This window comes from Arthrobacter sp. 754 (assembly GCF_040548695.1).
GTDB lineage: Bacteria > Actinomycetota > Actinomycetes > Actinomycetales > Micrococcaceae > Arthrobacter.
Map to the genome: position 1 here is coordinate 340,675 of NZ_JBEPSC010000003.1, position 17,136 is coordinate 357,810.

The window sequence follows — 17,136 nt, forward strand, 5'->3', positions numbered from 1 at the left end:
TTTCACGGGGAGGTGATGTCCAGTGTGTGTGAGGGCAGCGCCCACATCCGCACTGCGTCTTCGTTGATGTCTACGCCGAGGCCGTTCCCTGTCGGAATTGTGACCTGGCCGTTGCGGGCCAGTATCGGTTTCTTGAGGACGCCTTCACGGAATGGGTTCTCGCCCCGGTCGTATTCAAGAAGCGGGGGGTAGGCGTTTCTTTCACCGAAGGGCGACCCCGGGAGGGTGGACAGCAGTTGCAGGGTCGCGGCCATCAGAATGCCGGTTCCCCAGACGTGGGGGGCGACGCGGAGGTTCCACGCGGTGGCCATTTGTGCGATGACCTTGGCTTCGGTGAATCCGCCGCAGACCGAGAGGTTGGGCTGGACGATGTCGATGCGTTTCTCCGCGATGTAGTCACGGAAACCGAACCGTGTGTACAGAGCCTCGCCTGCAGCCAAGGGGAGGTCGGTGTTGTTGCGCAGCATCGCCCACCCGTGTGTTTCATCCGGTGGCAGTGGCTCCTCGATCCAGTAGGGATTGAAGTCCGCGACTTCACGCAGCGATGCCAGGACGGTGTCGACCGTGGCGTTGGCGTTGTAGTCCACCATGACCATCCCGTCCGGCCCCAGGAGGTCCCTGGTGATGGCTGTGCGCTCCACATCGTCGCGTACGCCTGAACCGACCTTGATCTTCGCGGCAGTGAACCCTTCGTCAACAGCTTCTTCGATGTAGGCCCGAAGGATCCCGTTATCGTTTGATTCGTGGTAGTAGCCGGTGGAGGCGTAGGCGGTCACCTCATCCCGGACCCGTCCGCCGAGGAGGGCCGAGACGGGAACGCCGTAGGTTCTCGCGGCAGCGTCCCACATCGCGGTGTCCAGGGCACTGATGGCGGCAACGTGCAGTCCGCCCTTGGTCAGGTGATATCCGGCGTTGAGCCGGCTAAGCCATGCACCTTCCCTCAGTTCCAGTGGCTGGCCGATGACTCCGCGTGCCAGGTCCTCTAAATAAGCAGCAACGATGCGGGGCGGCCCGAAGGACTCGCCCCAGCCCGCGACGCCATCAGAGGTCGTGACCTTGACCAGGGTCGCAGTTCGCACTGCGACCCTGACCTTGGAAGTGCCGAAGCCGCCGTCCTTCAGCTTGTGCTCCAGGGGAAAGATTTCGATCCGCTGGATGGTGCTTTGGTCAGTCATCGTCTGCGGCGCCCTTCACCTGTCCAACAATCTGGGTGGGGTTGACGAACCGAAGCGCGATCATCAGCAGCACCGAGGTCATGACGGTGTAGATGACTGCCATCGCATCGATGGTCTGGGCACTGCGGATTCCGGTGGAGAACGCGGCAGAGTACAGGGCGACGATGAGCGTTTCGCTCTTGGGCCCGGCCACAAGGAACGTCAGTTCGAACATCGCGACGGTCCGTACAAGGATCAGCACACCGGCTGCGAGTATGCCCGGGGTGAGCAGCGGCACCAGCACCATCCGGAACATCTTCCAGGTGTTTGCCCCGCACATGCGCGCGGCCGATTCCAGGTTCCGGTCCAGCTGACCGATGAACGGGGTCATGACCAGGATGACGAACGGAAGGGCCGGGACGAGGTTGACCAGGATGACTCCGGTGAGGGAGCCGGCGAGCTGGAGCTGGTACATCAGTGTCGCCAGCGGGACGCCGTAGGTGATGGGAGGGAGCATGACCGGCAGCAGCATGAGCAGCATGACCAGCTTCTTGCCGGGGAAATCTCGGCGGGCCAGGGCGTAGGCAGCCGGCACACCGAAGGCGAGCGAGAGTGCCAGGACGCTGAAGGTCACCTGGAGCGTGGTGATCAGAACGTTGCCGAGGTTGAAGTCCTGCCAGGCCTGGCCGAACCATTCGACCGTGAAGCCGGCGGGGAGCGGTCCCTTGAACCAGGTTGTTCCGAAGGCGTTGACGATGACGGAGAGGATGATCCCGGCGAGGTTGACGAGAAAGAATCCGACAGCGACCCAGACCGCGATCCGGAGTAGTGAGCGTTTGTTCCCCGTGGGTGCAGCTGAGGGTTCGGTTGCCCGACGGGACGTGCTGGGGGGAGTGGTTGTGGTTGTCATGATCAGCCTTTGCCTCCTGCTGTGGATCCTTCATAGAAGCGGCTGCGCAGGATCAGGACCGCACCGATGATGACCATCTCCACGACGCCCATGATGACCGCGATGGCCGAGGCGAGGGAGAAGTCGTATTGTTCGAACGCTGCCTGGTATGCCGCGATGGACAGAACACGCGTCGATCCGGTGGGTTCGCCGACGAGGTTTGCCGAGGGGAAGACGCCGAATGCCAGAACGAACGTGAGACAGAAGGTCATCGCCAGCCCGGGTGCGAGCAGCGGCATCACGATGTACTTCGTGCGCTGCCACTTGGTTGCACCGAGTGTCGCTGCGGCCCGCTCCAGTGTCGGATCGATGCCGGAGAGATAGGACAGGGTCAGCAGGAACGCGAACGGGAATCCGGTGATGATCAGGGAGAACAGCACGCCTGCGTAGTTGTAGATAAGGCGTACCGGCTCATCGACCAGTCCGAGGCCCATGAGGACCTGGTTGAACCACCCTGTGGGGGAGAAGTAGCGCAGGAGGCCATCGGCCACGAGCACCGTTCCGAGGCTGACGGGCAGCACCAGAACTGCCGTGAGGAGCCGCTTGCCGCGGAACTTCCGGCGCATCTGCATGGCGATGGGTACCGATGCGCCGACGTTGATCAGCGCGGCCGGCAGTGCCAGGCCCAGTGTCTTCCAGATGGTGGAGGACTGGAACGGATCGGTGAAGAAATTCACGTAGTTGGCAAACGGTCCGCCACCATTGAGCGGGTCCATTGAGATGCTGACGCCGTAGAACATCGGGTACACAAACAGTGCGCCGAGGAGCAGCACCGCCGGGAGCAGCAGGACCAGCAGGGGGTCGATGCCGCGGTCCGCCAGTTTGTGCCGGAAGTTCAGCTTGGGGGTACCTGCCCGGTCGGTCTGGGCGGTCATGAGAAGACCTCGACTTGTACGGCCGCTGCGGCCTGGACGACATCGTCGGAGCATGCGTCGCCGGTGAACAGGAGCGCGCTGTAGGGGGAGAAGCCGACCTCAAACGTATCCCCTGCCCTGACCCGGTCCTTAAGCCTAAGGTGGATGACCTCGCCGGCCTCGGTGACGCCTTCGACGACGAAGGTGTGTCCGGAGAACTCCACGACGACCGCCCGGACCCTCAGGGAATTTCCATCCACCGCGCCGAGCTGGAAATCTTCGGGGCGGATCGCCATGATGGCCTTCCCGGCCTGGATCGGGCGCTGGGCGGTGACCTGGAAGGAGTTGCCGTGGGAGCGGGTTCCGACGATGCCCTGCTGGCCGGCGGGGGAGGTTGTTTCCACTGAAAACAGGTTCCGGAAGCCCATGAAGGAAGCGACGTAGGTGTTGACGGGCCGGTTGTAGACCTCTTCGGGCGGCCCGACCTGATCGACCTTTGACCGGCGCAGGACCACCACGCGGTCAGCGAGGGCCAGTGCCTCTTCCTGGTCGTGTGTCACGTAGATGGTGGTGAGCTTCAGGCTCTGGTGCAGCCGGCGGATTTCCGTGCGCATCTGGAGCCTGAGTTTCGCGTCCAGGTTGGAGAGGGGCTCGTCCATGAGGACCAACCGGGGGCGAAGGACGACGGCGCGGGCGATCGCCACACGCTGCTGTTGACCGCCCGAGAGCTGGCCCGGGAGCTTGGAAGCGTGCTCCTGCAGGTCGACCATGGCCAGGGCCTCATCGACCCGGGAGCGCATCTCCTGCTTGTTGACTCCGCGGACTTTCAGGCCGAAGCCGACGTTGTCGCGGATGCTCAGGTGGGGGAAGAGTGCATAGTTCTGGAAGACCATGCCGAATTCCCGCCGTTCCGAGGGGAGGGTGTCGATGCGGACGTCGTCGGCCCAGATGGCGCCTTCGCTCAGAGGCAGCAGGCCGGCGAGGCAGCCAAGAGCCGTGGATTTTCCGCAGCCGGACGGGCCGAGGAGGGCGATGAACTCGCCGCCTTCTATGGTCAGGTCGAGATGGTCCAGGGCTGTCACGTCGCCGAATTTCCGGGTGACACCCTGCAGCCTGAGTTGTCCAAGCTGGGGTTTGGTATTAGTGCTGTTCATGTCTTGGTCTCCTAAGCTATTCTTCGCCGGTTACTTTTTCTGCACCTTGGCGCCGCCGATGTTGCGGTCCCAGAGGTCAAAGGCCGAGACCATGGCGTCGGCTTCGAGCGGGATCTCCAGCGGCTGGCTCTTGATCAGGTCGTCATAGAGAGGGCGGCCGAACTTCTTGATCAGATCCTGGCTTTCCTGGGGAGCCATGGACAACGGAACATCCTTGACCGCAGGTCCCGGGTACAGGTATCCGGAGTCGTAGGTGAAGGCCTGCTGCTCGGGCTGCAGCGCGTACTTCATGAAGTCCATAACGACGGCCAGTCGCTGGCCTTCGATGCCTTTGGGCGCGGTCATGAAGTGTCCGTCGCCGACCCAGGTGAAGTTGTCGAAGGCGCTGACTTTCATGTCTGCCGGGACCTGCCCGATGGCGCGGGGATTGATGTCCCAGCCGGTGGTGGTGGGAATCATCCAGCGGTTGCCCTGGGCCAGTTCGGTCATGGTCTGGGCGGTGCCGGTGGGGTAGTAGTCGATGTACTGGTTCAGCTCGGCCAGGTAGGCCCAGGTCTTTTCCCAGCCGTTGACGGGGTCTTTGGGGTCCTTGTCGCCGAGCATGTAGGGCAGCCCCATCAGGAAGGCGCGTCCGATGCCGGAGTTGGCGGGCCGGGCGTAGAAGAACTTGTTCGGGTTGGCCTTTGCCCAGGCGAGGAGCTCCTGGGGGGTTTTGGGCGGGTTAGGGACCTTGGCGGGGTCGAATTCGAGGAGGGGACCTCCGGGGTAGAAGACGAAGGAAAGACCTTTGCCCTGTGCAAGCTTTTGGAACTTGGTGACGTTGGCGTCGTAGAGGGCGGCGGGGTCGGGAAGCTTGTCTTTCTGCTGTGCGAGGAGGTCGTACCAGACGTCCTGTTTCAGGCCTGATGCCATGCCGTCCGAACCTGTCAGGACGAGGTCGATGTCCAGGCGGCCGGCTTTTTGCTGAGCCTGCAGCTTGCCGACAAGTTCGGGGGCGTTGACCTTTTGGAAGGTGAATTCCTTGACCAGTTCGGGGTGTTCTTTCTGGTAGTTGTCAAAGATTTTCTGGCTGAGCTGAAGGTTTCCGGCGACGTCGACAACGTTGATGGTCAGCGGCTCGGTGGGCAGGGTTACGTCGCCGACGGGTGCATTGGCGGCGCTGGGCGGTTTGGGTGCGCTGCATCCGGTGACCAGCATGGCGCTGGCCAGTGAGATGGCGGCAAGTGTTTTCAAGTACTTCAAGGGGAGTCTCCGTTGTCTCGTGCCCGTCGTCGTCGGCGGGCTGAAGTTTGTTTAGACGTCAGCTGGTTCGCTGGCTGTGGGGCGGGGGATCGGGCAGGTGAGGTGATAGCCCCGGCCGGCGTAATCGAACCCTTCGAGCTCGGTGACGGGGACGCCTGGATGTTGGGCCGCTGCGTAATAGGCGCGGATCTCCTTGATCAGGCCCGTCCCCTCGTCGAAGACATACCATTCGTCGCCCCGAAGAATTGTTCCTTCACGGGTCTTGTAGTGTGTCCATTCGATGACCGCCTGATGGGAGCCGGGCGCCACGACAAGGCGGTCGATGGTCCATGCGGAGCCCTTGTCTGCGACCAGCTGAGCCCAGCGTTCTCCGATCTGGCGGTTCCCGCGCCACGCTCCTCCGTACATGCTGGGGGGAAAGTAGTGGACCCCGTCCGCGGTGAAGCATGCCGCGATTTTCTCGACGTCGGCTTCGTTGCACCCATCGAAGTAGGTCCTGATCAGAGCTTCGTACGTGGCAGCGAGGTGCGATTTATCCGCGTTCATCGTGATGCCTTCCATTCCTGGTACTCCGCCATCGTCTTCTCATTCGGGGGATAGACGCCCAGCAGGGACTCTCCATTGTGTACGCGGGTGTGAAGGTACGCTTCGCGGGTTTCCTGTTCCAGGGCGTCGTCGGCGATGACAGGAGCCAGCGCGCGGGGAACGATGATCACCCCGTCAGCGTCGCCGACAACGATGTCACCGGGATAGACCGCGACGCCGGCGCAGCCGACGGGAACCTGCAGATCTGCCACATGGAAGCTGGTCAGGCGGGTGGTTGCGGTGATGGCCCGGGCATAGGTGGGAATGTCGAGGGTTTCGAGGACATAGCCATCGCGGAATGCGCCGTCGGTGATGAAGGCCTTGGCCCCCCGGTGCATGGCGCGGGTGACGAGCATATCGCCCGCGGAGGCTGCGCTGATGTCGCTGCGGCTGTCAATGATCATCACGTGGCCGGGCTGAAGCTGTTCGACCCCTGCCCACTGGAGATTGTCCTCACCCGAGAGGCCCTCAAGGGTGTCCAGGTCCTCACGGGCGGGGATGAAGCGCATCGTGAACGCCTCTCCGGCGAACGGTTCTTTCACCTGGCCCACCGGTGCCACACCGACCAGGAACTGTTGACGCAGGCCGTGCTTGAACAGCTGGGTCGCCAGCGTGGCGGTGCTGACCTTTTTCAGGGTTTCGAGGACCTCCGGGTCCACCTGCTGGGAATCTTTACTCAATTCCTGCTCCTCAATCGCTTCAAAGTTTCATTTATTAGGAAGCCGTCTCGCTGAATGGGATTCCTGTTACACTCGATGCTAGGGCAGGAAATCAGGAAACTCCTAGTGAAATGTGAGGTGGAGCACCGGAATGACTGAATTTATCGATGAGCGAGACAAGAGCGTCCCAACATTCCCATCCAGTGGGACGACGCAGGAGGTGGGTGATGTGAGAGACCAGGCCGCCGCGTCCGCGTTGGACCGCAGCCTTTCAATTCTTGACTTTCTGGCGACGACGCGGGGAGCGACGACCGGGGAGATCGCGGCCGCCGTCCGAGTCAGCCGCAGCACGACCTACCGGCTGGTGGAGCGCCTGAGGCAGCGCGGCTACGTTGACGACATCGGACACGCAGGTGTCTGGCACCTCGGGCCGGCAGCGGCCCGCCTTGCCCTTGCCGCCGTCCAGTCAAGCGACGTCGCCCAGATCGCACCGGAATACCTGAGAATGCTTGTCCAACAGACCCGCGAATCCGTCAATCTAGGCGTTCCCCGCGGCACAGAGATGGTCTTCATCTACCGGGACAAGGGCCCGCAAACCGTTGCGGTTCATGGCGACGTCGGAGCCCGGCGCCCCATGCACTGCACCTCGGTCGGAAAGGCGTACCTGGCCGCTCTCCCCGAGGATGAGAGGGAGCGGATCCTCTCCAAAATCGTCTATCACCGCTTTACCCCACACACCATCACCACGCGCGAGGCTTTGGATGAAGAAATCCGCCGCACCATCGAACGCGGCTGGTCCGAGGACCATGGTGAAATCGATCCTTCTAGCACCTGCTGCGGCGCTGCCATCCGCGACAACATGGGACGCCCTGTGGCCGCCATCAGCGTCGCCGGCGTAACCGATCGGATCAGCCCTGAACTTTCGCGGATCGGCGCCGTAGTGGCCAGTACCGCCGAAGCCATATCCCGCCGTCTCGGCTACGACCCGGCCATCAACTACTCCGGCCAAGCAGCAGGAACGAGAAAATAGATGAAGATCGCACGAATCGCACACCAAGGGGCTGACCGACTAGCAGTCGAGGACGAGGGGGTTTGGCGCTTTCTGAGACAAACGGACCTCGCTGCCATTGCAGCCGGAGAGGTACCTGAAATAGATGATTCCCTGGATCCATGCCAAGAGCCTGACTTTTTGGCTCCGTATCCCGGTGGAGCAATATTCGGAATCGGACTCAACTTCGTGGATACCATCCGTGACATGGGTTTCGCCACCCCCCAGGCGCCCTATTTGTTCCCCAAACTGGCTTCCAGCATCACCGGTCCAGGGAAGCCCATCGTTGTTGACGAAGTCCTAACGACCGAAGTTGACTGGGAAGGCGAGCTCGCAGTCATTATCGGGAAGAAGGCGCGCAACATTCCTGAAGACGAAGCGCTATCTGTGGTCTTCGGATATACGGCGGCGAACGACATCTCCGCCCGCGACCTGCAACGCTCAGACTCGCAATGGGTCAGAGGTAAGGGCCTGGACACTTTTTGCCCGATCGGGCCTTTCATCGTCACCAACGACGAAATTCCCGATCCCCAGAACATCAGGATCAGGACCTGGGTCAACGGGGAGACTGTCCAGGACGGAAACACCCGCGACATGCTTTTCGGTGTGCGGTTCCTCATCGCGTATCTCAGCCGCCATTTCACCTTGCAGCCTGGTGACATGATCCTCACCGGCACGCCCGCCGGATGCGGCGGCTTCATGAGTCCGCCACGCTTTCTTTTCCCCGGGGACCAGGTCGCAGTGAACGTCGAAGCAATCGGCACTCTCACCAACCCAGTGACGGCCGCGCCGACAAGAGGTTTGCGCACCGAGCCGGGCCTGCCCCGTTTCGATGGAAGCCTACCAGCGACATAGTGCCCGCCCGGCACAGGGCCTCTGGCACGGAAGTCCAGGCGCATCGGCGCTGTTCACGCCTAATTGCACTCAAAGCTGCGTACTGCACTTCCAGTGCAGTATGAGCACTTTATGGATGAAAGTACAACTGCCCTTGCCACCGCCATTGGTGGGCGAGTACGGCAGGAACGACAGTCGCGAGGCTGGACCCTCGATCACCTCTCAGATGCTGCGGGGGTGAGCCGCCGCATGCTGGTCAACGTAGAGCAGGGTGCAACGAACCCGAGTGTTGGGACCTTGCTGCGGATAAGCGATGCGCTAGGTATCGGGCTGCCCGCCTTGGTCGAGTCGCACCGCCCTAAGCCGGTGACCGTTACCCGCAATGGTGAAGCTGCTGCCCTGTGGAGCTCCGTTTCCGGTGGCCGTGGCGTGCTGGTGGCCGGCACCGAGTCACCGGATGTTGTTGAGTTGTGGGACTGGACATTGGGCCCGGGGGACAGGCACGAGAGTGAGGCCCACTCGCCCGGCACCAGGGAGCTGTTGCAGGTACAACATGGAACCATCACCGTAGTAATTGCCCAAGAAATCTTTCTTCTCAATACCGGTGATGCTGTTTCGTTCCCCGGGGACATCGACCACTCCTACGCAAACGCCAGCGCGGAACCGGCGAGGTTCTCCCTGGCCGTCTTCGAGCCGGGCGTGGGGTCCGGGCTCAGGGCGGAGGCTACGGATGCGTGACCCCGGCACGCTTCAGGAATTTTTGGACCGTGCCTGGGTTGACCCTGCAGTCTTCTCATTGCGGCCGGACTACTGCGTTGTCCTGTTGGCGGTAGACGGGCTGGTACCGGGACCAAGCGTTCAGGCAAGTGAGACGTTGCTGCAGGCGGCGGAGGCCTCGACCCGAAAAGCACTGGATGGCCGGGCAGTGGAGGACCTTCCTCATATTGCTGCATGGCGGGAGGCCTACAAGTTGTTCGGAGCCAAACCGCAGCGCACCCGCAACAGCCTCGAAGCGCTACTGCGCCGGGCAGACGCGAACCTCCCGCGGGTCAACCGGCTCACCGATATCTACAACGCCGTATCAGTGCTGCACCAGATCCCCTTGGGCGGGGAGGACCTCACCGGCTACACCGGGGCACCCCGACTGGTACGCGCTGCCGGCACGGAGCCGTTCGACACCGTCACCGGGGGAGTCGGGGTGGTCGAACACCCTGAGTCCGGCGAGGTGGTGTGGTGCGATGACGACGGTGTGACATGCCGGCGCTGGAACTGGCGCCAGGGCCGGAGAACCCAACTCCGCGAAGACACCACAACAGCACTTTTTATCCTCGACTCGCTCCAGCCCATGTCTGACGAGGCGCTCAACGCCGCGGCCGACGACCTCGCCGGTCGACTGGATCGGCTCGGGCCGGATGTCAGGACCGCCCGCCGTCGGATCGCGGCGCCCCCTTCAATCCAGGAAGGGAACTGACGTGCGCATCCGAAGCGATTTGGACGTCCCGGTCCCGCCGTGGGGACTGGCCGTGATGGCGATCCTGTCAGTCCAGTTGGGTTCCGCCTTGTCGGTGGACCTGATCGAAGCGGTGGGCCCGGCCGGAAGAGCATGGCTGCGGCTGAGCATGGGAGTCCTCATTCTCCTGGCGATTGCCCGCCCGCCGCTGCGCTCCGTCCGCCGTAGCGACATGCTGCCGCTGCTCGGTCTCGGTATCACCACCGGGCTGGTGACTATAGGGTTCCTCGCCGCGATTGAGCACATCCCGCTGGGCACCGCCGTCGCGATTGAATTCCTCGGCCCGCTGACGGTGGCCGCTGTGCGCAGCCACAACAAAATGGCCCTCATCTGGCCGGCGGTGGCGCTGCTCGGCGTCGTGCTCCTCACCCAGCCGTGGCAGGGCGACGTCAACCTGACCGGCGTCACCATCGCGGCGCTGGCAGCGGTCGGGTGGGCCGCCTACATCCTGGTCACCCAGCGGATCGGTGACCGCTTCACCGGAATCGGGGCGCTCTCCATGACCGTGCCCATCGCGGGCAGCCACAGCAGCCGTCCTCGGCATCCCGCAAACTGCAGCCCACCTCACCTTCGGGATCCTGGCCGCCGCGGCCGGGCTCGCCATCCTGCCGCCCGTGCTGCCGTTCGCGCTGGAAATGTTCGCCCTGCGCAGAATGACACCCACAGCGTTCGGCACCCTCATGGCCCTCGAACCGGCCGTCGGAGTCCTCCTCGGACTGCTCATCCTCCACCAGCAGCCCTCGGCCATGCAGGTCCTGGGCATCCTGCTCGTCGTTCTCGCCGGCGCCGCGGCGCAGCGCGGGGGACAACGGCGCCCAAAGCTGAGCACCCGTCCTGATACAGCAAAGGAGTCAGAGACATGTTCACCGGCCTGAGCGCTTTCCCGCTCACACCACTGGCACACGAGGCGGTCGACGAAGCCTCGTTCATCCGCCTGATTGAACGGCTCAGCGAAGCCAAGGTCGACTCCATCACCGCCCTTGGTTCCACGGGTTCCTACGCCTACCTGAGCAGCGAGGAGCGAAGCCGGGTTGCGCACCTGGCTGTACGGCATGCCGGCGGGACGCCAGTGATGGTTGGTGTCGGGGCGCTCCGGACCTCTCAGGTCCTGACGAACGCGGAGAACGCCGAGCGGGCCGGTGCCTCTGGCCTGCTGCTGGCGCCGATGACCTATCAGCCCCTGACTGAGAATGATGTGTTCGAGCTCTTCCGGACAGTCACGGCGCATTCGTCGCTGCCGGTCGTCATCTATGACAATCCGGGCACCACGCACTTCACCTTCACGACCGAGCTTTACGGACGCATCGCCGGACTGCCGGGCATCGCTTCCATCAAAATCCCCGGCGTGCCAGGTGACCCGCAGCAGGCTAAGGCACGGGTGGAAGAAATCCGTGCGATCGTTCCCAAACACGTGACGATCGGGGTGTCAGGTGACGCCTATGCGGCGGCCGGACTGACTGCGGGCTGCGATGCGTGGTACTCGGTCATCGGCGGCACCTTGCCCGACCTGGCCCTGGAGATCACCCGGGCCGCACTGGAAGGGCGAATCCCGGATGCGTTGGCCGAATCCGAGCGCCTTAGACCGTTATGGAATCTGTTCGCCGAGTTCGGTGGGAGCATTCGTGTGGTTGCGGCCATCGCCGAGCAACTGGGTTTGGCTCCCACCGCCTGCCTGCCGCTGCCGATCCAAGGATTGAGCAAGGACCAGCGCCACCGTGTTGCCGGAGTCATCGATGCGCTCGGCCTCCACAGGTAGTACGGGCGCGGGAGTTTCAGGCGCGACGAAACTCCGGGGCGGGGCACTGGCCCGCTATGTCTTCGCCGCGACCCTGGTTCACAGTGCTGACGGGGGAGCGGTAGTCGCTATCGTGCTGCTGGCCCACTCACAGGGGCTGCCCGGCTGGGTGGCCGGACTGCTGGGTGCCTCGATCACCGCACCGCATCTGCTGGGACCCTTCATCGGCCGAAAGCTCGATACTGCCCGTGACGGGTGCAAAGTCATCGCCTTCTCCGCCGTCCTTCATGGGCTGCTGCTCGGGGCTGCAGCCTTGCTCATTCCAGCCGGAGCCTTCTGGACGGCGGTGCTGTTGTTTGGCTCCGGGGTCTTCGGGCCGATGCTCACCGGCGGGATCAGTAGCCGGCTGCCCTCCATCGCCGGGCCGGAACAACGCAGCCAACGCAGGGCGCAAAGCTGGGACGTCGCTACGTACGGGCTCAGCGCGACCCTTGGCCCCGCCACCGTCGCCTGGATAGCGGCAATTACGGACCCGCTGACCGCCGTGATGGTCCTCGCCGCAGCGGCCGTGCTCGGAGCCGGAGCCGTCCTCGCGCTCCCCAAGCAAGAACCACCTCACGCGGCAACCAAAGTGCCATCGCCGGCACAGACGCTCTGTCTGATGTGGAAAAACGGTCCCCTTCGCCGCACCCTTGGACTCACCGTGGCAGTGGCGTCTTCAGTCGCCGCCTTACCCATCTACGCAGTGGCCATCGCTCCTGCACTGGGCGGGGCCCCGCCGCCGGATTACTCGTCGCCGCCTATGGGGGCAGGGAATTTTCTCGGATCAGCCGGTCTTATGGTCCGGCCGCTTCGCGGTGGCGCCGACCGGCTCATGAGCCTCCTGGCTGTCTTCGTAGCCGTAACGCTGACCGCAGTAGTCTTCACGCCAACACTGGCCGCTTCACTCGTCACTTTCTGCTTCGCCGGGGTTGCCAACGCGCTGTTCTTTGCAGCTACTCTCGCAGCCCGCAGCGAATTCGCCCCCTCGAATCCCGCGGCCAGATCTTCATTTGGGTCGGAGCGCTCAAAATCGCGGGCGGGGCAGCCGGAACCGCCGTCGCAGGAGCGACAGCGGGTGCTGCCGCTTGGGCGCCGCTCGCTCTGGCCACAACACTCACCGCTATGGCCGCGGCCGGGTGTGATCGTTGTTGGTCCGACCTACCAGCTCCTGATCGACGTTCCGCGGGCAATTGGTGCTGACGTGACTGAGGCTCGCCTCCGCCGTGAGAACGATTGGCAGCTCGATCTTTCTGAGATCAGGAACGCTCTGCGGCCCGATACGCGGCTCGTGGTCGCGAACTTCCCCCATAATCCCACGGGGTCACTTACCGAGCGGGCGGTCTTTGCGGAACTCCTTGATCTGGTTGATGGAACCGAGGCGTTCCTGCTCAGTGACGAAATCTATCGTGGGATCCAGCTTGATCCGCTGCGCCAGCTTCCATCTGCTGCTGCCATGACTCCCAACGCCATCACGGTCGGGGGAGTATCCAAAGTGCTTGGCATGGCCGGCGTCCGTATCGGCTGGACCGTTACCCAGAACGCGGCAGTCACCGTCAAGCTCCTCGACCACCGCTACTGGACCACCTTGGCCACCAGCGCCCCAAGTGAAGTCCTCGCTATCGCCGGTCTACAGGCAGCACCGGCCCTTCTGGACAGGGCCAACAGCCTCGTACGGACCAATTCCGCGGCCCTTGCCTCGTTCGTTGCCTCCACGCCGGGCTGGGACTGGATCCCCACTGTCGAGGGCACCTGCGCATATCCTTGGCTGACCGACTCGAAGGCACAAGCTTTCTCAGAATGGCTTGTTGAGCATCACGGAGTACTCCTCGCCGCGGACATCATGTTCCAGCACACCGGGCAGCACCTACGCTTTGGTCTGGGGCGGGCACAGTTCCAGGAGGGGCTTGCCACGCTCGCGCAAGCATGGCCGCGGTGGAAGGACGCCGCCTCGTGAGAAGCCTTAGCGGCCGTCCGCGAAGAAGCTTCCTACGATGATGGCGAGAGCCTTGGCCAAACAATGTTCGCTAACTGCTGTCAGCCGCAATTCAGAGCCCGTCAACTTCATGGATCGACGGAGATCCGCAGGCAGTCCCGACGCCAGCGGAGAGATCCCTCATCGGGAGTAAGGGAGGACTTTTAGAACCTATCCCCCGCCCATGTTGCCGCGCCGATAACGGATATTCCGTCAAGATACGGTCCGCGCCGGCTGCGGCACGCCAACAGGACCGGTAGGGGAGCAGTCCACTCCACCCTGGCGCGGCGCAGGTACTGGTAGACGGTCCCCCTGCTGATGCCGTAGCCCCACGCCGGGACGAGGCTGACTCCGGCTTTGAAACAACGCGCTAGCCCTCAAGGCTGGATCGGTTCAAAGCCTTGACCACCGTGGCCCACCTGCGGGACCACCGATCACAGCGCAGCAGCGCAGCGTCAGACGTCTCTGAGGTCCAGTACGGGGCAGGGGCCCCTTTTCTGCATCCGAACTTTCAGCGGGCGTGCCTGGTGGCCGAAGCGTCTATCTGGGTGGCAAGCCCAAATATTGAGTAAAGTGCAGTTTTCTGCGGGCCTGTACGACATAAGACGCCAACGAGACCGCGAGTTTCTTAAAACTCTGGTGTGGCACTCAGTTTTGGTCTATCCTTCAAAACATGGAGACCACAACGCGGACTCGACGTCCGTACGCCAAGACGGTGGAACGTCGTCTTGCGGTCGCACGTGCCGCTCTGGATATCGTTCGTGAGAAGGGCCACCGCGCCTTGACGACCGCGGAGGTAGCGTCGCGTGCTTCTATGAGTGAAACCGCCATGCTGTATCACTTCCCGTCGCGCGAACATATTTTGGTGGCGGCCATGGAGTTGGCCGACCAGGACAGCCGGACGTTGCTAACGGAAGAGTTCCAGGGAAGCCATGCACTTCGGGATGAGTGGCCCCCACCCGAGCTCGCGCGGCTTAGCGGGGAGGATGAGTCGATAACTCGCCTCTTTCTCGCGTTGAGTGCCGAGGCCGTGAATCCGGAACATCCGGCACACGCGTACTTGAAGGACCATCGGGAGAACGCTGTCCTCGAATTTGCGGAGGGTGTGAAGAGGCGCCAGGCGAACGGATACGCCCTGCCTGGTCCGGACCCAGTCAGCGTTGCTCGCCAGATGGTGGCACTCTGGAGCGGGCTACGCATGCAATGGCTTGTCGATCCATCCTTCGACCTCGCTGCGGAAGTGTCCCAGGGTTTTCGGGCACTCACAGGTCAATCGGTCATGGACGCCAAACAGAAAATTGGTGACCTCATATCGAAAATCTGATTCCTTAATTTCTTTAAACATCAAGAAAACGTCAATATGAGGCGTTCTGTACGCCCCCATAAATGCTACCCGTGAAAGAAATAGACGGCGAGTATAAATCAGCATAGCCAGTGACGCTTCGGCGTCCTGCAGCTTGATAACTCCGTATTACACGTACGTGGACCGGCCTATAAGAGCCTCGACATTCGCTTTTGCATGCCCTCATAAAGCTACAAAAAACTGTTACAGAAAGCCTCAAAATTTCTGCGGCAACCGGTTGTTTTATCGTTTCAATAATGCTTTGCTTGTGATGCTGATCACCGAGTTGCGCGAATTGGGGATTCAGCCCTCACGCATATTAATGGCACTTTCCTATTTTCCCTGACCGACAAAGGAGTCTCCCAACATGATTTCACTTTTGCCCCGAGCCGGATCGCTGACACGTGCGGCGTCCGCCTCTCTGGCTGTTGCAGCACTTCTGGCTACCGCTGCCTGCTCATCCCCGGCAGGAGACCCGGCGGCCGGGCAGACGGCCTCCCGCAATGAGGAGCTCAGCATCGCAGTGCAGGCGCAGCCGGCGTCCTTGGATCCGGCACAGCTCGCCGAGGGCCAGCAGTCCTACATCTGGGCATCGATCTTTGACACTCTGTTGATGGTTGATAAAGACGGGAAGGTCAAGCCCAACGCGGCTGAAAGCTGGAAGTACTCGGAGGATCTGCGCACTCTCACTCTCAAACTTCGCGGCGATCTGAAGTTCAGCGCAGGGGATCCGGTTACTTCGAAGGATGTTGTTGGGACACTGGAGCGGACCCGGGCAACTCCGGGCCAGCAGCAGTCCAAGCTCGCCAAGGTGACATCCGTTTCGGCGCCTGACGATTCAACGGTTGTCATCCAGTTGTCCTCACCGGAACCGTCACTCCTGAACTATTTGGGGCAGGCCACCGGGGTTATCGGGGATCCTGACACGTTGCCGGCTGAGACGACCAAACTACGCCCGGCGGGTTCGGGTCCCTACGTTCTCACAGACGCGACGGTGGACGGCACCGAATACGTGCTTGAGCGCAGGGAAGATCACTGGAACTCGGCCGCCTATCCCTTTAAAACGGTCAAAGTCCGCGTGATCCAGGACCGGACCGCGCAATACAACGCGCTCCAGGCCGGCGAGGTCAAGGCAGCCCTGATCCAGGCTCCGCAGCGGAAGCAGGCCGAAGGGGCCGGTTTCACCGTCAAGGAAGTCCAGGCCACGGCTGCGCTCCTTCTCGTACTGGCTGACCGCAAGGGCGAAATCGTCCCCGCACTTGCTGACGTGAAGGTCCGTCAGGCCATTAACCTGGCATTTGACCGCGAACAGGTCGTAAAGGCGCTGTTGAACGGAGTCGGGAAACCGACGGTCCAGGTATTCAACCCGAATGGGGACGCCTATAATTCCGAGCTCGAAGGCACCTACAACTTCGACCCGGCCAAAGCACGCAAACTTCTCGCGGAAGCAGGCTATCCGGACGGTTTCGCCATGACGATGCCCAGCACCGTCATCTCCCAAAACTTCGAGCCCGTCATCACCCAGGCCCTCGCCGACATTGGAATCAAGATCACCTGGGAGCCCGTCCCCCCGCAGAACACCGCCTCATCGATAGCCTCTAAGAAGTATCCGGCGGTGCTGTGGTTCGCAGGACTTAACGAGGCTGGGCGCGAGGTAGGCGACATGTACACGCCCCAGGCGTTCCTTAACCCCTTCAAATGGCAGGATCCTAAATTCAGCAAGCTGCTGGAGGACGTCGCCAACGAGGGAAACGAAAGTGCCCGCTCGGCCCTGTACAAAAAGGTCAGCGAGTACACGGTGAAGGAAGCCCTCAACGCACCGATCGCCTACGTCGGCACGCTCTGGGCGACAGCCCCCGGAATCGATTTCCTTCCCTCGGTGGTCGTCTTGCCCACGGTTCGTGACTTCGCCGTAAGCGGCGGCTAAGTCCCTGACATCAAAAGGTGGAGGGCCCGACCTTCCACCCCTTACCCCGCAAACCGGTTCAACCGCTTCCGGATCATCCGGCTTCCAGGCCCTGCCTTCGTTGCAACCCGCTGCCGGGCACAGCTTCAG

At 62.5% G+C, this 17,136-nt stretch carries 17 protein-coding genes; 9 read left to right on the forward strand and 8 right to left on the reverse strand.

All coding sequences use genetic code 11. The features are described 5' to 3' along the window. Positions 1-2: 2 nt before the first annotated feature. The 7 genes from ABIA70_RS11035 to ABIA70_RS11065 are packed head-to-tail and all read right to left on the reverse strand — an operon-like array spanning position 3 to position 6,618. Positions 3-1,175 carry a mandelate racemase/muconate lactonizing enzyme family protein gene (locus tag ABIA70_RS11035; RefSeq protein ID WP_354147602.1) on the reverse strand — a complete coding sequence of 391 codons (1,173 nt, stop codon included), beginning with the start codon at positions 1,173-1,175 and terminating at the stop codon, positions 3-5. Next, positions 1,168-2,064, reverse strand: coding sequence for an ABC transporter permease (locus ABIA70_RS11040; RefSeq protein WP_354147603.1), 897 nt, complete (start codon positions 2,062-2,064; stop codon positions 1,168-1,170). Before ABIA70_RS11040 ends, ABIA70_RS11035 begins: the two co-directional genes overlap by 8 nt. Before the next feature lie 2 nt (positions 2,065-2,066). After that, entirely contained in the window at positions 2,067-2,978 is a 912-nt protein-coding gene (locus ABIA70_RS11045) for an ABC transporter permease (protein ID WP_354147604.1), read from the reverse strand. After that, positions 2,975-4,111: an ABC transporter ATP-binding protein gene (locus ABIA70_RS11050; RefSeq protein ID WP_354147605.1), complete on the reverse strand. Its 1,137-nt coding sequence runs from the start codon at positions 4,109-4,111 to the stop codon at positions 2,975-2,977. Before ABIA70_RS11050 ends, ABIA70_RS11045 begins: the two co-directional genes overlap by 4 nt. A gap of 30 nt (positions 4,112-4,141) precedes the next feature. Continuing rightward, positions 4,142-5,353 (reverse strand): extracellular solute-binding protein, encoded by a 1,212-nt coding sequence (locus ABIA70_RS11055; RefSeq protein ID WP_354147606.1) that lies wholly within the window; start codon positions 5,351-5,353, stop codon positions 4,142-4,144. A 51-nt stretch (positions 5,354-5,404) separates the two neighbouring features. Next, a complete protein-coding gene (locus tag ABIA70_RS11060) occupies positions 5,405-5,899 on the reverse strand; it encodes a nuclear transport factor 2 family protein (RefSeq protein ID WP_354147607.1) in 495 nt (164 codons plus the stop codon). Next, entirely contained in the window at positions 5,896-6,618 is a 723-nt protein-coding gene (locus ABIA70_RS11065; RefSeq protein WP_354147608.1) for a ribonuclease activity regulator RraA, read from the reverse strand. The genes ABIA70_RS11060 and ABIA70_RS11065 overlap by 4 nt, the downstream gene beginning before the upstream one ends. Positions 6,619-6,826: 208 nt before the next feature. Here ABIA70_RS11065 and ABIA70_RS11070 point away from each other — a divergent pair, with 208 nt between their 5' ends. The 4 genes from ABIA70_RS11070 (at position 6,827) to ABIA70_RS11085 (ending at position 9,950) form a co-directional block, all read left to right on the forward strand. Beyond that, the gene (locus tag ABIA70_RS11070) at positions 6,827-7,627 is read left to right on the forward strand and encodes an IclR family transcriptional regulator (protein WP_354147609.1); all 801 of its coding nucleotides are present in this window, start codon (positions 6,827-6,829) and stop codon (positions 7,625-7,627) included. Beyond that, positions 7,628-8,500, forward strand: coding sequence for a fumarylacetoacetate hydrolase family protein (locus ABIA70_RS11075; RefSeq protein WP_354147610.1), 873 nt, complete (start codon positions 7,628-7,630; stop codon positions 8,498-8,500). A 111-nt stretch (positions 8,501-8,611) separates the two neighbouring features. Continuing rightward, positions 8,612-9,217: a helix-turn-helix domain-containing protein gene (locus ABIA70_RS11080; protein ID WP_354147611.1), complete on the forward strand. Its 606-nt coding sequence runs from the start codon at positions 8,612-8,614 to the stop codon at positions 9,215-9,217. Next, the gene (locus tag ABIA70_RS11085) at positions 9,210-9,950 is read left to right on the forward strand and encodes a B3/B4 domain-containing protein (RefSeq protein WP_354147612.1); all 741 of its coding nucleotides are present in this window, start codon (positions 9,210-9,212) and stop codon (positions 9,948-9,950) included. Before ABIA70_RS11080 ends, ABIA70_RS11085 begins: the two co-directional genes overlap by 8 nt. Positions 9,951-10,017: 67 nt before the next feature. Here ABIA70_RS11085 and ABIA70_RS11090 read toward each other — a convergent pair whose 3' ends face one another. Next, positions 10,018-10,515, reverse strand: coding sequence for a hypothetical protein (locus tag ABIA70_RS11090; protein ID WP_354147613.1), 498 nt, complete (start codon positions 10,513-10,515; stop codon positions 10,018-10,020). A gap of 88 nt (positions 10,516-10,603) precedes the next feature. Here ABIA70_RS11090 and ABIA70_RS11095 point away from each other — a divergent pair, with 88 nt between their 5' ends. From ABIA70_RS11095 to ABIA70_RS11115, 5 genes are all read left to right on the forward strand, one after another. After that, positions 10,604-10,864 (forward strand): EamA family transporter, encoded by a 261-nt coding sequence (locus ABIA70_RS11095; RefSeq protein WP_502917196.1) that lies wholly within the window; start codon positions 10,604-10,606, stop codon positions 10,862-10,864. Next, entirely contained in the window at positions 10,849-11,745 is an 897-nt protein-coding gene (locus ABIA70_RS11100; RefSeq protein ID WP_354147614.1) for a dihydrodipicolinate synthase family protein, read from the forward strand. The genes ABIA70_RS11095 and ABIA70_RS11100 overlap by 16 nt, the downstream gene beginning before the upstream one ends. Then, complete coding sequence (locus ABIA70_RS11105) at positions 11,705-13,720, forward strand: aminotransferase class I/II-fold pyridoxal phosphate-dependent enzyme (protein WP_354147615.1); 2,016 nt, start codon at positions 11,705-11,707, stop codon at positions 13,718-13,720. The genes ABIA70_RS11100 and ABIA70_RS11105 overlap by 41 nt, the downstream gene beginning before the upstream one ends. Before the next feature lie 691 nt (positions 13,721-14,411). After that, positions 14,412-15,062, forward strand: coding sequence for a TetR/AcrR family transcriptional regulator (locus tag ABIA70_RS11110; protein WP_354147616.1), 651 nt, complete (start codon positions 14,412-14,414; stop codon positions 15,060-15,062). A gap of 385 nt (positions 15,063-15,447) precedes the next feature. Further along, positions 15,448-17,007: an ABC transporter substrate-binding protein gene (locus ABIA70_RS11115; RefSeq protein ID WP_354147617.1), complete on the forward strand. Its 1,560-nt coding sequence runs from the start codon at positions 15,448-15,450 to the stop codon at positions 17,005-17,007. The last annotated feature ends 129 nt before the right edge of the window (positions 17,008-17,136 follow it).

Excerpts from the sequence above, each read along its gene's own strand:
- ABIA70_RS11035 (WP_354147602.1), bottom strand. The coding sequence starts at position 1,175 with ATGACTGACCAAAGCACCATCCAGCGGATCGAAATCTTTCCCCTGGAG.
- ABIA70_RS11040 (WP_354147603.1), bottom strand. The coding sequence starts at position 2,064 with ATGACAACCACAACCACTCCCCCCAGCACGTCCCGTCGGGCAACCGAA.
- ABIA70_RS11045 (WP_354147604.1), bottom strand. The coding sequence starts at position 2,978 with ATGACCGCCCAGACCGACCGGGCAGGTACCCCCAAGCTGAACTTCCGG.
- ABIA70_RS11050 (WP_354147605.1), bottom strand. The coding sequence starts at position 4,111 with ATGAACAGCACTAATACCAAACCCCAGCTTGGACAACTCAGGCTGCAG.
- ABIA70_RS11060 (WP_354147607.1), bottom strand. The coding sequence starts at position 5,899 with ATGAACGCGGATAAATCGCACCTCGCTGCCACGTACGAAGCTCTGATC.
- ABIA70_RS11075 (WP_354147610.1), top strand. The coding sequence starts at position 7,628 with ATGAAGATCGCACGAATCGCACACCAAGGGGCTGACCGACTAGCAGTC.
- ABIA70_RS11080 (WP_354147611.1), top strand. The coding sequence starts at position 8,612 with ATGGATGAAAGTACAACTGCCCTTGCCACCGCCATTGGTGGGCGAGTA.
- ABIA70_RS11085 (WP_354147612.1), top strand. The coding sequence starts at position 9,210 with ATGCGTGACCCCGGCACGCTTCAGGAATTTTTGGACCGTGCCTGGGTT.
- ABIA70_RS11100 (WP_354147614.1), top strand. The coding sequence starts at position 10,849 with ATGTTCACCGGCCTGAGCGCTTTCCCGCTCACACCACTGGCACACGAG.
- ABIA70_RS11110 (WP_354147616.1), top strand. The coding sequence starts at position 14,412 with ATGGAGACCACAACGCGGACTCGACGTCCGTACGCCAAGACGGTGGAA.
- ABIA70_RS11115 (WP_354147617.1), top strand. The coding sequence starts at position 15,448 with ATGATTTCACTTTTGCCCCGAGCCGGATCGCTGACACGTGCGGCGTCC.